This window comes from Butyricicoccus pullicaecorum (genome assembly GCF_002160355.1).
GTDB lineage: Bacteria > Bacillota > Clostridia > Oscillospirales > Butyricicoccaceae > Butyricicoccus > Butyricicoccus pullicaecorum.
Genome location: NZ_NFKK01000019.1, coordinates 22,185 through 36,223, shown reverse-complemented (window position 1 = coordinate 36,223; position 14,039 = coordinate 22,185). Strand labels below are relative to the sequence as shown.

The window sequence follows — 14,039 nt, the reverse complement described above, 5'->3', positions numbered from 1 at the left end:
GAAATTGAAATTCTTCTTCCATTATAGCAGAGCGGCGGGAAATTACAACGAAAAAACCACCTCTTATAGGGAATGCAGCGCCGGAGGGGAATTTAAACAGACTTTACACGGGTTTGATTGACTTTTGACAAATGTCGGTTTATGATGATATCAGGAGAAAAATAATGGTTTTGGAGGGGTTATGCTGAAAAAGTTACAGAAATTGATCGCTGACCGGCGCTTTGTCGGCGGTGTTTTGCTGGCACTTCAGGCGGCCGTAGTGATCTGTGTGATTGCCTTTGTCAGCCTGAGCTGGATGTGGGTCTATCGCATGTGCACCATCCTCAGTGCGATTATTGTCATCTGGCTGATTCGAAAATATGATAATCCGGCATATAAAATCCCCTGGATTGTACTGATTTTACTCTTCCCGATTTTCGGCGGATTGTTTTATCTGTTCTGGGGTAATACCCCGTTCAATCGCAATCGCGCGCGACATCGTCAGCGCCTGCGCCATCCGGATTTTTCTGCCGTGCCCGAGCCGCCTGCAAGCGAGGAGATGGCTGCCGCACTGCCGCGCTATACCCGCGGTGCGCGGTATATCCAGAACGAAAGCGCCATGCCGGTCTGGGGCGATACCGCAACGACCTATTATCCGGTTGGTGAAAAGCAGTTTGCCGCCATGTGCGAGGCACTGGAATCGGCGCAGCACTTCATTTTTATGGAGTATTTCATCATCGAACCCGGTAAAATGTGGGATACCCTGCTGGATATCCTAGTACGCAAGGTCAGGGAAGGCTGTGAAGTGCGCGTCATGTATGACGACGCGGGCTGCCTCGGCACACTCCCGCACAGCTATGACAAATACCTGTGCTCGTTAGGGCTGCACGCCGTGCGCTTTAATCGCTTTATTCCCACCCTGAACACCTATCTCAACAACCGTGACCACCGTAAAATCTGCGTCGTGGACGGTAACATTGGTTTCATGGGCGGTATCAATCTGGCCGATGAGTATATCAATGAGCGCATACGCTTTGGCCATTGGAAGGACACTGGAGTCCGTCTGATGGGCCCAGGTGTTGCCAACATGACCGAGATGTTCCTGCAAATGTGGGAGTACACGACCAAAGACCGCTTCTTTGATCGTGACCGCTATATGCCGACCGTTGTGCGCTCGGGTGACGGCTATGTGCAGCCGTTCTACGACAGTCCGCTCGACGACCGCAACGTTGGCGAGACCGTGTTCATGCACATCATCAACCGCGCCCAGCGGTACGTCTATATCACAACGCCCTATCTGATTCTGGATAACGAGATGATCACCGCGCTGACCGTCGCTGCCCAGTCGGGAATCGACGTGCGTATCATCACACCGGGTATCCCGGACAAAAAGCTGGTCTACCGCGTCACGCGCTCGTATTACCAGCAGCTGCACCGGGCAGGCGTTAAAATCTACGAGTATCGACCGGGCTTCCTGCATGCCAAAATGATCCTCTCGGACGATGATGTTGCAGTCGTCGGCACGATGAACATGGATTTTCGCTCGTTCTTCCTGCACTTTGAGTGCGGCACCGTGCTGTACGGCGGCGAGACCATCAATGAGATTCGCGATGACGTGCTCGACACGATGGGACTGAGCCGTCAGATCGATGACGAGTGGTTCCGCAGTGTTCCGTGGCTGGCCTCGATCGCGGCCTCCATTCTGCGCCTCTTTGCCCCCATGCTTTGACTTTGCAAGCGGGCAAAAATGTGTTATAATAAAGTCCATCGACAAACGGCATAGTGCGCGTCGCTGTGCCGTTTTTTGGCGCATCCGAGGGGGATGCAAAAGGGAGGAACTATGCACATTCGGCAAATCAAAATTGGGGATTATCGCGCGGTTTACCGCCTGATTCGGCAGGCGTTTGCGCAGTCGCGCATCTCGGACGGGTGCGAACAGGACTGGGTGATCGCCCAGCGCAGCAGCCGTGGTTATGTCCCGGCGCTCGAGCTGGTCGCAGAGCAGGGCGGCAGCTTGGTCGGTCACGTTCTGCTCACCGAGCGCACCGTACAGACCGAGGAGGGCGCGTGCACGGCACTGTATCTGTCTCCGCTGTGCGTGCGTGCAGACCTGCGCGGTCAGGGTATCGGCGGCGCATTGCTGCGCGAGGCGTTCACGCGGGCAGCAGATATGGGCTATCGCGCTGCTTTTCTGGTGGGTGACCCGGCTTATTACAGCCGTTTCGGTTTCCGACCGGTGACCGACTTCGGCATTGAAAACTGCTCCAAGATTCCTGACCGGTACGTGCAGGCCGTCGAGCTGCACCCGGGCGCACTGGAGGAGATCCGCGGCTCTCTGCACCTGAGCGCGTAAATCCCGCACTTGCACAGACCAAAACCATAGGATATAATAGAGCCATAAAACGATACCTGTGAAAGGGATGAACCGGGATGACATACGTGGCACTGGATGGATACAGTATTTTGATCACCATACTTAACATCGTCGCGATCATTGGCATTGGTGCGCTGGTGGTTTATTTGGTTCGCAAGTATCATAAGAAAGCCTAACGGAATGCCGTACAGTCGGCATAAGTGAAAACCGCCCCCAAAAAGGGCGGTTTTTGTGTGTTCAAACCCGGTATTTGTACGCCTTTCGGCAGGCCAGGGGATTGACATGGAGTGCACTCTATATGGTATCATAACAGCGAAATAGCTGTGATTCGTTTTTTTCGCAATGATGCCATGAACGGCGCACACGCCGAAGATTCTTCTTGGATGTTTGTCTGCCGGTATGGTATAATAAAGTCGAATATAGAACCATAGTTCTGATATCAGAACTATGGCAAAGGAACGCAGATGAAGGAGGCGTGGGCTCAGAGCAATCGAGAGCAGATGCCTTTTGTTTTTTATGAAAGGGTGATTTTTATGACTTTACAAGCCTTTTTTACCCAATATCCTCGGGCAGCAGTCGCTTTTTCGGGCGGTGTCGACTCGGCATTCGTGCTGTGGGCAGCCAAAAAGTATGGCTGTGACGTGCGCGCCTACTATGTACACAGTGCCTTTCAGCCTGCCTTTGAACTGGAGGACGCCAAAAAGCTGGCAGAGCAGCTGGACATTCCGATGACCGTCATTGAGGTTGATATTTTGTCGGTACCCAAGGCCGTGGAGAACGGTGCCGACCGCTGCTACCACTGCAAACACGCACTGTTTACAACGCTGTGGGAGCGCGTCCGCGCGGATGGCTATACCGTTCTGCTCGACGGCACCAACGCATCGGACGATGCGAGCGATCGACCGGGTATGCGTGCGCTCAAGGAACTCTCGGTGCTGTCCCCGCTGCGCCTGTGCGGCGTGACCAAGGCGCAGGTGCGCGAGCAGTCCAGACAGGCCGATCTGTTTACCTGGGACAAGCCTGCCTACGCCTGCCTCGCGACCCGTGTTCCGACCGGAACCCCGATTACACAGGACAAGCTGACCAAAATTGAGCGTGCCGAGCAGGCACTCGCAGAACTGGGATTCACCGACTTCCGCGTCCGGCTTGCGGGCAATACCGCACGGCTGGAGATGACTGCGGCGCAGCTCGCGCAGGCGGCCGCGCGATATGAGCAGATTATCGCCGCACTGGGTGCGGACTTTGACGCGGTTGTCCTCGATCTGACCCCGCGCCGCGCGTCGAGATAAGAGGGGAGCGTCGATTTTGGACAACAAACACGAGATTTTGCAGCTGCTGCGTCAGGTTGCAGACGGCAATACCACCCCGGAACAAGCGCTGACCGCACTCAAACGCCAGCCGTTTGAGGATTTGGGCTATGCAAAGGTGGATTTTCACCGCAGCGTGCGCCAAGGTGCAGCCGAGGTGATTTACGGCGCGGGCAAGACCGCCGAGCAGATCATCGGCATTGCGCGAACCATGGGCGAGCGCGGATGCAGAAACATTCTCATCACCCGATTGGAGGCACAGGCGGCTGAGGCGGTCGCACAGGCCATCCCGGTCGACTATCACCCTATTCCGCGCCTTGCCATCGCCTACCCGGACGCACACGCCAGCCGGGGCAAGATTGTGGTTGCAACCGGCGGCACGAGCGACATGGCAGTCGCAGAAGAGGCTGCACTGACGGCGGAAGTGCTGGGCAATCATGTGGTGCGCCTGTACGACGTGGGCGTCGCCGGGCTGCACCGCCTGCTGTCCCGTTTGGACGAGCTCATGGACGCACGCTGCGTGGTTGCGGTTGCCGGTATGGAGGGCGCGCTGGCCTCGGTCATCGGCGGTCTGGTTGACTGTCCGGTGATTGCCGTACCGACCAGCGTGGGCTATGGTGCGAGCTTCGGCGGCCTGTCTGCGCTGCTGTCCATGCTCAACTCGTGCGCATCCGGGTGCAGTGTGGTTAACATTGACAACGGATTCGGCGCGGGCTATCTGGCCAGCCGCATCAACCAGATGGAAGGATTGGAGGACTGACAATGAAAACGCTGTATTTGGAATGCAACATGGGCGCAGCGGGCGATATGCTGATGGCTGCACTCTATGAATTATTGGACGATCAGCCCGCATTTTTGCAGAAAATGCAGGAATTGGGTCTGCACGGCGTGCAGGTGACTGCCGAACCGGCTAAGACCTGCGGTATCGCAGGTACGCACATGCGCGTGACCGTACACGGGGAAGAGGAACACGAGCCGGACGCGCATGAGCACGACCATCATCACCATGACGATCATGAACATGAACACCATCATCACCACCACGATGATCACGATCACGAGCATCACCATCATCATCACGATGACCATGAACATGAGCACCACCACGACCATCACCATGACCACGAACATGACCACCATCACGCGCATGAACATGGCCACCATCACCACCATGCAACCCCCGGTCATATCGCAGAAGTCATCGACGGTCTGAACCTGCCGGACGCAGTCAAGCAGCACGCCCGCGCGGTCTACGATGCCATTGCACAGGCCGAGGCCAAGGCGCACGGCTGCCCGGTGGGCGACGTGCACTATCACGAAGTCGGTGCGCTGGATGCCGTCGCAGACGTGACCGGCGTGTGCTACGCGATGTACCTTCTGGGTGTTGACCGCGTGGTCGTCTCTCCGATACATGTGGGCAGCGGCACGGTGCGCTGCGCACACGGCGTCATGCCCGTACCCGCACCGGCAACCGCCAATCTGCTGGCTGGGGTTCCGGTCTATGGCGGCAGTGTGCAGGGTGAGCTGTGCACCCCGACTGGTGCGGCTTTGCTGACCCATTTTGCCGACGCTTTTGAAAAAATGCCGGTCATGCGCACCCAAAAGGTAGGTATCGGCATCGGCACAAAGCAATTTGAGGAGCAGGCGAACTGCATCCGCGCCTTTTTGGGTGAGAGCGAAGCGCAGACAAACGGCACCATCACTGAACTTGTCTGCAATCTGGACGATCTGTCCGCCGAAGCGCTGGCTCTGGCCTGCGAACAGCTGCTTGCCGCGGGTGCACTGGACGTATACACCGTTCCGGGAACCATGAAGAAGGGCAGAGCCGGTCAGGTGCTGACCGTGCTGTGCGAGGACAAGGACACCGCACGCATGGCCGAGCGGGTGCTTGCCCTGACCACCACCAACGGCCTGCGCGTGCGCCGCTGCGAAAAATACTTTTTGCAGCCGTCTGCGCGTGAAGTATCCACAGCCTGGGGAAAAGTGCGCGTCAAGGTTGCTGAGGGATTTGGCATCACCCATGCAAAACCGGAATTTGAGGACGTTGCCGCCATCGCGCGCAAAACCGGACTGTCCTATGATACTGTCGCTCAGGCCGTTCGGCAGGCGCTGAACAAGGAGGAAAACGCGTGAAAATCCGCAAGATTCTATCCCTGTTTTTGATGCTCTGCCTGCTTGCAGGCTGCGGTGCGCAGCCGACCGCACAGGAAACGACCCATGCAGACGATGCGGTTGTGATCGCGCTCGATGTCAATTCCGAACCGGCTGCCGGTTTTGACCCGGCTTACGGCTGGGGGGCGGGCGAACACGTTCACGAGCCGCTTATCCAGAGCACGCTCACGGTCACAAATCCCGATCTGACCATCGGTTACGACCTTGCGACCGGCTACACTGTGTCGGAGGACGGTCTGACTTGGACGGTCACCATCCGGGACGACGTCAAGTTCACCGACGGCGAGCCGCTGACCGCGTCCGATGTTGCATTTACTTATAACACGGTTAAGGCACAGAGCACGGTGAGCGATTTCACCATGCTGGATTCTGCCGAGGCCATCGACGACACGACCGTGCAGTTCCACATGAATCAGGCATTTTCCATCTGGCCGTACACCATGGCGGTCGTGGGTATCCTGCCTGAGCATGCTTACGATAGTGCGACCTACGGTGCAAATCCCATCGGTTCGGGCAGATACATGCTCAAGCAGTGGGACCGCGGCCAGCAGGTCATTTTGGAGGCCAACCCCGACTACTACGGCGAAGCACCCAAGATGAAGACGGTCACCATCCTGTTTATGGAGGAGGACGCAGCGTTCCTGGCTGCACAGGCCGGACAGGTGGACGTGTCCTACACGTCCGCGACCTACGCCGATCAGACCGTGAGCGGCTATACGCTCGAAGCCTATCAGACGGTGGACAACCGCGGACTCAACCTGCCTGCCACGCCGCGCACGACCGACGCGCAGGGCCGCACGGTGGGCAATGACCTGACCGCCGATGTGCGCGTGCGCCGCGCGATCAATCTGGGCATTGACCGTCAGGAGATGATCGACAACGTGCTCGCCGGTCACGGCACCCCGGCGTACAGCGTGTGCAACCAGATGCCGTGGTACAGCGATGCATCCGAAGTTTCTTACGACCCCGAAGCTGCCATGCAGCTGCTCGACGAGGCCGGCTGGACGATGGGCGCGGATGGCGTGCGCGAAAAGGACGGCGTCAAGGCAGAAATGACCGTCCTGTACGCAAGTGACGACTCGGTACGTCAGGCGCTGGCGGCTGATTTTGCCAATCAGATGGCCGAACTCGGCATTTCGGTACAGATTGAGGGCGTGGGCTGGGATACCGCCTACGACCGAGCCCTGTCCGAACCCCTTGTCTGGGGCTGGGGTGCGCACACGCCGATGGAACTTTATAACATTTATCACACCCGCGAGGGCTCGGACACCGCGCTCTACTCGCCCTATTCCAACCCGACCGTCGACCAATATATGGACGAAGCGCTGGCGAGTGACGATCTGGAAACTGCCTATGCCCTGTGGCAGAAGGCTCAGTGGGACGGCACGACCGGTGTGACTCAGGACGGCGACATCCCGTGGGTCTGGCTGGTCAACGTCGATCACTTGTACTGGGTGCGCGAAGGCTTGCAGATTGCCGAGCAGAAGATTCACCCGCACGGACACGGCTGGTCGCTGGTCAATAACGTGGACGCGTGGACTTGGAGTAAATAAAGGAGGAAGGACATGAAGCACCGTTTGCAGTTTGCCGGGAAAAAACTGATTCGCATGGCAGTTTTGCTGCTTGGCGTCAGCCTGGCAGCCTTTGTGCTCATGTCGCTGTTTCCGCTTGACCCCTTACAGACCAACATCGGACAGACCGCGCTCGGCTCGATGAGTGCCGAGCAGATCGACAAGCTGAACGCCTATTGGGGCGTGGACACGCCAACCGCCGAACGCTATCTGAACTGGCTGTCCGGCGTGCTGCACGGCGATTTCGGAACCTCTCTCTTGTACCGACAGCCGGTTTTGACCGTCATCGGACAGCGATTGGCCGCGTCGGTCGGGATTTTAACCGCTGCATGGCTGCTGTCCGGTGTGCTGGGGCTGACGCTCGGTGTGCTTGCCGGAGCGTTTCACGGACGGCTGCCCGATCGCCTGATCCGGGGCTACTGTCTGCTCATTTCCAGCACCCCGGCGTTCTGGCTGGCCATCGTGCTGATGCTGATTTTTTCGGTCTGGCTGGGCTGGCTGCCTATCGGCCTGTCCGTGCCCATCGGCATGGAACAGGCAGCGGTCAGCATGGCCGACCGCGTCCGGCACGCCATTTTGCCTGTGCTGACGCTCAGCATCACGGGCGTTGCCAATATCGCCCTGCACACGCGGGAAAAGATGATCGACGTTCTGGCGTCCGATTACGTCTTTTTCGCCCGTGCACGGGGAGAATCCACCCGGTCGATCGTGCTGCGGCACGGTCTGCGCGGTGTCGCGCTGCCCGCGCTGACGCTGCAATTTGGCTCGATCAGCGAGATCATCGGCGGCTCGGTGCTGGTCGAACAGGTCTTTTCCTATCCGGGACTGGGACAGGCGGCTGTGACCGCCGGACTGGGCGGTGACCTGCCCTTGCTGCTTGGCATTACCGTCATCACAGCCGCGGTGGTCTTTGCGGGCAATCTGATTGCCGATCTGCTGTACGGCGTGATCGACCCGAGAATCCGAAGGGGGGCGGCACGCGGTCTATGAAAGCTTGGAACGAACGAAAAAAGACCTGTTTTACCCTTGGTGCGGCAGTCTTGGTGCTGATTTTGGTCACGGTTTCCGGTATGATCTTGTCAGACGAGGCGCTTGTGACCGATTTTGCACGCAAAAATACCGCGCCGAGTGCACATTTTCTCTTTGGCACCGACTGGCTGGGGCGTGACATGCTGGCACGCACGCTGGCCGGACTGTCACTGAGCATCCGCATCGGCTTGCTGACCGCTGGCGTGAGTGCTGTACTCGCACTCGTGCTCGGACTGGCTGCCGCGACGCTCGGCAGACGGGCGGACGCGGTGATCAGCTGGCTGATCGACCTGACCATGGGCGTGCCGCACATCCTGCTCGTCATGCTGATTGCGTTGGCATTCGGACGGGGACTGACTGGCGTAGTCGCGGGCGTTGCGCTCAGTCATTGGCCGTCGCTCGCCCGTGTCATCCGCGGCGAGGTCATCCAGCTGCGGCAGGCACCGTATATTTTGACCGCGGGCAAGCTGGGCGTCTCGCGCTGGCGCGTCATCCAGCGCCACATGCTGCCCCATTTGCTCCCGCAGTTTGTCGTCGGACTGGTGCTCCAGTTCCCGCATGCCATCCTGCACGAGGCCAGCATCACCTTTTTGGGCTTTGGACTGCCGCCCGAGCAGCCCGCAATCGGTGTGATTCTGTCCGAAAGCATGCGGTATTTGACGACCGGACGCTGGTGGCTGGCGTTGTTCCCCGGTCTGGCGCTCATGCTGACCGTTTTGCTGTTCGCGTCTATCGGTGACCGGCTCAGACGGCTGCTCGACCCGTCCAGCGCACAGCGGTAAGGAGGGAGGACACAGTGCAAGACATTTTACGCGTCGAGGGCTTGTCGCTCTCGTTTACCCAGTACACCACAGGCCTGCATCAGCACGAACTCACCGTCCTGCATGACCTGTCGCTGACCATATCGAGCGGTCAGGTGGTCGCGGTCGTGGGCGCGAGCGGTTCGGGCAAAAGCCTGCTGGCGCACGCCATTCTGGGACTTCTGCCCTATAACAGCCACATGAGCGGACGCATTTTGTATGCCGGGCAGCCGCTGACGCCAAAACGGGCACAGGCGCTGCGCGGACAGGAGATCGTGCTCGTCCCGCAGGGCACGACCTGTTTGGACCCGCTCATGCAGGTCGGCACCCAGATTCGACGGGGCAGCCGGACAGCTGAGGCTGTACAGAAATGCCGCGAAGGGCTCAAACGGTACGGACTGGGACCGGAGACCGAGCAGATGTATCCGTTCGAGCTGTCGGGCGGTATGGCGCGCCGGGTGCTGATTGCGACTGCCGCGATGGAGCGTCCCCGGTTGGTCGTTGCGGACGAGCCGACGCCCGGACTGGATGCGCGGTCGGCACGGCGTATGCTCGGACATTTCCGCGAGCTGGCCGAGGCTGGCGCGGCGGTACTGTTCATCACGCATGACCTGGAACTTGCGCTGACGGTTGCTGATCAGATCGTCGTGTTGTATGCAGGTGAGACCATCGAACAGACTACACCCGACCGACTGCGCCATCCCTATACCCGCGCGCTGTGGCAGGCGCTGCCGCAGAATGGATTCCACACACTTCCGGGCACCCAGCCCTATCCGGGAGAGATCACACAGGGCTGCCAGTTTGCGCCCCGGTGTCCCATCTGCCGCGCGGATTGCCGCAAGCGTGCGCACATTCCGTACCGACAGACCGATACCGGGCACATCCGCTGCCTGTATGATGGGGAGGACGAGACATGATCCTGCAAGCAAGCCAGATTGGCTTTGGATATCGACATAAAACCGTGCTGGACAATGTGAATTTGACGGTCAACAGCGGCGAGCGGGTGGGACTGTTCGCACCGAGCGGCAGGGGAAAGACCACGCTGTGCAAGCTGCTTGCCGGATATATGCAGCCGAAGCGCGGCACGGTCACGCTGGACGGCAAGCCGCTGTCCGACTATCCGGGTGCGTGCCCGGTGCAGATGATCTGGCAGCATCCCGAATTGGCACTCGACCCGCGTATCCGTCTGCGGCAGTCGCTGACCGAGGCCGGGCCTATTGACCAGCGATTGCTCGACGCCCTGCACATCCAGCCCGCGTGGCTCGACCGCTTCCCGCGGGAGCTGTCGGGCGGAGAATTGCAGCGCTTCTGCATTGCGCGTGCGCTGGCCGTACCGGTCAAGTTCCTGCTGTGCGATGAGATCTCGGCCATGCTCGACCTGGTCACACAGGCGCAGCTGTGGCAGTTTTTGCTGGAAGAAGCACAGGCGCGGGACATCGGACTGGTCATCGTCAGCCATAACAGTGCGCTGCTCGACCATCTGTGTACGCGGATTGTGTCTCTCGAAGGGTAAAAAAGACCCAAATGCAACATGTTTTCATTGCGTTTGTGCCAGTATTCGGATATCATAAGAGCAGAAGGAGGGATTGACCTTGAAAATGCGAGATGCCTTCACCTGCCCGCTGGAGCTGGTGCATGATATGATTAAGGGAAAGTGGAAGCCGATCATTTTGTGGCGGCTGCGGCTGGGTCCGACTTCACTGTCCAGACTGGAAAAGGACATTGACGGAATCACACAAAAAATGCTGCTCGAACACCTAAAAGAGCTGATTGACTATGGTTTTGTGGAGAAAAAGACCTTTGACGGCTATCCGCTGCGGGTCGAGTATTCGCTGACCGAGGAGCAGGGAAGAGAGCTGCTCGAAGCGCTCAAAATCATGCAGCAAATCGGAATCAAATACCTCAAATCTCACGGCAAAGAAGATGTGCTGATCGAAAAGGGCATCCTGCCCGGATGATACCAACAAAAAAGTGGGTAATTTACAGAAAGCCTCCAAGCGGTTATGATGTTGACAAGCAAAACCGCATGGAGGTATTTTATTATGTTTGTGACAAGCAAAGGTATCATCAACGGTGTGATTGGTGACCGTTTTGGCGGACATGGCACCCAGTTTAACGATCACGGTATGCCCACGTACTCGCTGCCCTTCAAGATCGAGGAGGCACCCGAGAGAACGGTATCGTTTGCTCTGGTTCTGGAAGATAAGGACGCTTATCCTGTAACCGGTGGTTTTGCCTGGATTCACTGGCTGGCTGCCAATATCACGCGCACTGAACTGCACGAGAACGAGAGTCAGACCGCGACCGACTTTGTGCAGGGAAGCAACAGCTGGACGAGCATGCAGGGCGGCAGCCAGAGCCGTGCGCAGTCGTCGTTTTACGGCGGCATGATGCCGCCCGACCGTGACCATATCTACGAGCTGCACGTCTACGCCCTCGACTGCACGCTTGACCTTGCACCCGGTTTCCTGCTCAATGAGCTGCACCGCGCGATGGACGGTCACATTCTGGACAGCTACACTCTCAAGGGCAGCTATCAGAAAATATGATGGGCTTTCCGGTTCGGGTTGGGGGACGTATCTGGAAAACCGTCATTGCGGTCTTTCTGTGTTTCGTCCTCGACACCATCCGAAAGACCGGCGTGCCGTTTTACGCGGCGATCGCAGCCATTTTGTGCATGCAGCGCAGCCAGCAGGACAGCATCTGGCAGGCCAAAAACCGCGAGATTGCGACCATCATCGGCGGCATCTGGGGCATGCTGTTTTTGCTCTTTGAGCGGTATGTCTTTTATATTCCGGTCGAGGTGCTGCGTTATGCCGTGCTGTCGCTCCTACTCATCCCGATTATCAAATTTTCGGTCTGGATTGGACAGGAAAAGGGCACATTTTTGATGTGCGTGGTCTTTCTGTGCGTCACGGTCACCCATCAGGCCGATGCCAGTCCGGTGAGCTTTGCCCTGAATCGCATTTTGGACACCACGATCGGCATTATCACCGCTTTGGTGGTCAATATGATCCCGTGGGGCAGCGAAGCATAGCACTGTGATAAAAAATAAGATACCCGTCTGGTTTCAAACTGGAACTGGACGGGTATTTTTATGTCTGTTGAAGAGCTGCCAAAACCGGGATACATCCGATCACTTGACAGGACGAGAAGAAGGAATTATAATTAACAAGGTTAACTAAATGTCGGAGGACTGAAAGACAACATGGAATGGACCGATATGATGCACTATCAGCAGCAGATGCAAAAAATCATGCGTTCGCTGCTGCCCGTGCGTAAATTTTTGCTGACAGCCAGTGAATGTGAGCTGTTGGCACATCTGTATCTCAAGCCGGAACAGAATACGCCCGTTTTGCTCAGTCAGAGCAGCGGTATGAAGAAAGAGGCGGTGAGCCGGTGCCTCAAGTCGCTCTATGAGAAGAACTGCATCCGCAAAGAGCGGCAGACGACGGACGAGCGCAGCTATCAGCTGTTTATCACTGAAACCGGGCTTGCCGAGCTCAAAAAAGGATATGAGAGCATTTTGCAGCCTTTTTATGACCTATGGCGCAGCTCGCGCGAGGATTTTGAGGCATTTATGTATTACGCAGACAGATTGGCTGCACAGATTGAGAAAGGGCAGGAAAAGACACTTGACCATGAAGTTTTATGATGCGTTGCAGATGGACCCTTCCATACTCAAGCGGAAAATTGCCGCGTGTGAGACAAGGAAGGAGAAAACATATTACTGGGTGGCAATGGCGGTGCGCTCTGCACTGATCGTAGCCTTTGCCATCGTGTTTATCAGCCTGTTGTCCGGTATTTTTGGTGCGAACAATACCCCGCTGGCTGTTGCCTTGTTCTGTATGATGCTGGGCATTCGTTTTGTCAATTTTGAATACTGTGTCGGGGATTCCCTGATTACATTGGCAGCTGTGTTGGCTATCCTGGTATTTGTGCCCAGTCTGGCGGCAGTGCTGCCACCGGTACTGCTGATTCCGCTGCACTTTGCAGCCTTTTTCGCGCTGCTCTACATGACCACGAAGCGGCCTGAAATGGGAAACGGCGGCCTGTACAACTTTGCTTATATTTATTTGACCGGAAACCCGGTATTCGGGGAAGATCTTGTGCGGCGTGTACTTTTGGCCATCGTGGGATACGTCATCTGCGGTGCGATTCTGTTTTTCAAGCATCGTCATCAACACAAAACCGTCCGTTTCCATCATGTGATTCGAAAGTTTGACCTGACTTCGCAGGCGCATCTGTGGCAGCTGCGTATGGCACTCGGTGTGAGCCTGATTCTGACTGCCGGACAGGTGTTTGACGTGGAGCGCTTTATGTGGATGGGCTTTGCCTGCGCCTCGCTGCTGTCGGAATATCCGTACTGCGGCAGTACAGCGACTCGTTTTTGGCAGCGTATTGTGGGCGTGATTGCCGGCTCGTGTGCATTTTTTGTCCTGTATCAGATCTTGCCGGAATCCATGCATTCGCTGATGGGACCGCTGGGTGGTCTGTGTCTGGGATTTTGTGTAGATTATCGCTATAAGACCGCAATGAACTGCTTTGGTGCACTCATGCTGGGAACCGGAATTTATGGACTGCATGGAGCGGTCATCCTGCGTATTGTGGATACCGTTTTGGGCGTGACCTTTGCGCTGGTGTTTGCAGCGATCTTCCATCGACTGGCTGCAGTCAGATTACTGCACGATGCACAGGAGAATCAGGGATGATTAGATCATGACATATCAATAACTTGATGAATTGCAAGGAAGTCGTTATTTGCAGCACGAAAATGTACTGCGGATGACGACTTTCTTTTTGCGGG

Annotated in this window: 15 protein-coding genes; all 15 read left to right on the top strand. The window is 57.1% G+C overall.

The window, feature by feature from the left end; translation table 11 throughout:
* The first annotated feature begins 181 nt into the window (after positions 1-181).
* The 15 genes from cls to B5F17_RS12295 all read left to right on the top strand — a co-directional run bounded on the left by cls (position 182) and on the right by B5F17_RS12295 (position 13,944).
* Complete coding sequence (gene cls, locus B5F17_RS12365; RefSeq protein WP_087374246.1) at positions 182-1,708, top strand: cardiolipin synthase; 1,527 nt, start codon at positions 182-184, stop codon at positions 1,706-1,708.
* A 111-nt stretch (positions 1,709-1,819) separates the two neighbouring features.
* Positions 1,820-2,332: a GNAT family N-acetyltransferase gene (locus tag B5F17_RS12360; RefSeq protein WP_162608176.1), complete on the top strand. Its 513-nt coding sequence runs from the start codon at positions 1,820-1,822 to the stop codon at positions 2,330-2,332.
* Positions 2,333-2,886: 554 nt separating this feature from the next.
* Complete coding sequence (gene larE, locus B5F17_RS12355) at positions 2,887-3,642, top strand: ATP-dependent sacrificial sulfur transferase LarE (protein ID WP_040332846.1); 756 nt, start codon at positions 2,887-2,889, stop codon at positions 3,640-3,642.
* A gap of 16 nt (positions 3,643-3,658) precedes the next feature.
* Positions 3,659-4,420: a nickel pincer cofactor biosynthesis protein LarB gene (gene larB, locus B5F17_RS12350; protein WP_087374241.1), complete on the top strand. Its 762-nt coding sequence runs from the start codon at positions 3,659-3,661 to the stop codon at positions 4,418-4,420.
* Between the two features lie 2 nt (positions 4,421-4,422).
* Complete coding sequence (larC, locus tag B5F17_RS12345) at positions 4,423-5,793, top strand: nickel pincer cofactor biosynthesis protein LarC (protein ID WP_087374240.1); 1,371 nt, start codon at positions 4,423-4,425, stop codon at positions 5,791-5,793.
* A complete protein-coding gene (locus tag B5F17_RS12340; protein ID WP_087374237.1) occupies positions 5,790-7,385 on the top strand; it encodes an ABC transporter substrate-binding protein in 1,596 nt (531 codons plus the stop codon). Before larC ends, B5F17_RS12340 begins: the two co-directional genes overlap by 4 nt.
* 12 nt (positions 7,386-7,397) lie before the next feature.
* Positions 7,398-8,393 (top strand): ABC transporter permease, encoded by a 996-nt coding sequence (locus B5F17_RS12335; RefSeq protein ID WP_087374235.1) that lies wholly within the window; start codon positions 7,398-7,400, stop codon positions 8,391-8,393.
* The gene (locus B5F17_RS12330) at positions 8,390-9,214 is read left to right on the top strand and encodes an ABC transporter permease (protein ID WP_087374233.1); all 825 of its coding nucleotides are present in this window, start codon (positions 8,390-8,392) and stop codon (positions 9,212-9,214) included. The genes B5F17_RS12335 and B5F17_RS12330 overlap by 4 nt, the downstream gene beginning before the upstream one ends.
* Positions 9,215-9,228: 14 nt before the next feature.
* Entirely contained in the window at positions 9,229-10,149 is a 921-nt protein-coding gene (locus B5F17_RS12325; RefSeq protein ID WP_087374231.1) for an ABC transporter ATP-binding protein, read from the top strand.
* Entirely contained in the window at positions 10,146-10,745 is a 600-nt protein-coding gene (locus tag B5F17_RS12320; protein WP_087374229.1) for an ABC transporter ATP-binding protein, read from the top strand. The genes B5F17_RS12325 and B5F17_RS12320 overlap by 4 nt, the downstream gene beginning before the upstream one ends.
* 79 nt (positions 10,746-10,824) lie before the next feature.
* Positions 10,825-11,190, top strand: a complete 366-nt coding sequence (locus B5F17_RS12315) for a winged helix-turn-helix transcriptional regulator (RefSeq protein WP_016147956.1) — start codon at positions 10,825-10,827, stop codon at positions 11,188-11,190.
* Between the two features lie 84 nt (positions 11,191-11,274).
* A complete protein-coding gene (locus B5F17_RS12310) occupies positions 11,275-11,781 on the top strand; it encodes a YbhB/YbcL family Raf kinase inhibitor-like protein (RefSeq protein ID WP_087374227.1) in 507 nt (168 codons plus the stop codon).
* A complete protein-coding gene (locus B5F17_RS12305; RefSeq protein ID WP_016147954.1) occupies positions 11,778-12,269 on the top strand; it encodes an FUSC family protein in 492 nt (163 codons plus the stop codon). Before B5F17_RS12310 ends, B5F17_RS12305 begins: the two co-directional genes overlap by 4 nt.
* Before the next feature lie 171 nt (positions 12,270-12,440).
* Positions 12,441-12,887, top strand: coding sequence for a MarR family winged helix-turn-helix transcriptional regulator (locus B5F17_RS12300; RefSeq protein ID WP_087374225.1), 447 nt, complete (start codon positions 12,441-12,443; stop codon positions 12,885-12,887).
* Positions 12,874-13,944 carry an FUSC family protein gene (locus tag B5F17_RS12295; RefSeq protein ID WP_087374223.1) on the top strand — a complete coding sequence of 357 codons (1,071 nt, stop codon included), beginning with the start codon at positions 12,874-12,876 and terminating at the stop codon, positions 13,942-13,944. Before B5F17_RS12300 ends, B5F17_RS12295 begins: the two co-directional genes overlap by 14 nt.
* The last annotated feature ends 95 nt before the right edge of the window (positions 13,945-14,039 follow it).

Bases quoted from the DNA above. Each gene is read 5' to 3' on its own strand.
- B5F17_RS12295 (WP_087374223.1), top strand. From the start codon at position 12,874: ATGAAGTTTTATGATGCGTTGCAGATGGACCCTTCCATACTCAAGCGG.
- B5F17_RS12330 (WP_087374233.1), top strand. From the start codon at position 8,390: ATGAAAGCTTGGAACGAACGAAAAAAGACCTGTTTTACCCTTGGTGCG.
- larE (WP_040332846.1), top strand. From the start codon at position 2,887: ATGACTTTACAAGCCTTTTTTACCCAATATCCTCGGGCAGCAGTCGCT.
- B5F17_RS12305 (WP_016147954.1), top strand. From the start codon at position 11,778: ATGATGGGCTTTCCGGTTCGGGTTGGGGGACGTATCTGGAAAACCGTC.
- B5F17_RS12310 (WP_087374227.1), top strand. From the start codon at position 11,275: ATGTTTGTGACAAGCAAAGGTATCATCAACGGTGTGATTGGTGACCGT.
- B5F17_RS12360 (WP_162608176.1), top strand. From the start codon at position 1,820: ATGCACATTCGGCAAATCAAAATTGGGGATTATCGCGCGGTTTACCGC.
- B5F17_RS12320 (WP_087374229.1), top strand. From the start codon at position 10,146: ATGATCCTGCAAGCAAGCCAGATTGGCTTTGGATATCGACATAAAACC.
- larC (WP_087374240.1), top strand. From the start codon at position 4,423: ATGAAAACGCTGTATTTGGAATGCAACATGGGCGCAGCGGGCGATATG.
- B5F17_RS12300 (WP_087374225.1), top strand. From the start codon at position 12,441: ATGGAATGGACCGATATGATGCACTATCAGCAGCAGATGCAAAAAATC.
- B5F17_RS12335 (WP_087374235.1), top strand. From the start codon at position 7,398: ATGAAGCACCGTTTGCAGTTTGCCGGGAAAAAACTGATTCGCATGGCA.
- cls (WP_087374246.1), top strand. From the start codon at position 182: ATGCTGAAAAAGTTACAGAAATTGATCGCTGACCGGCGCTTTGTCGGC.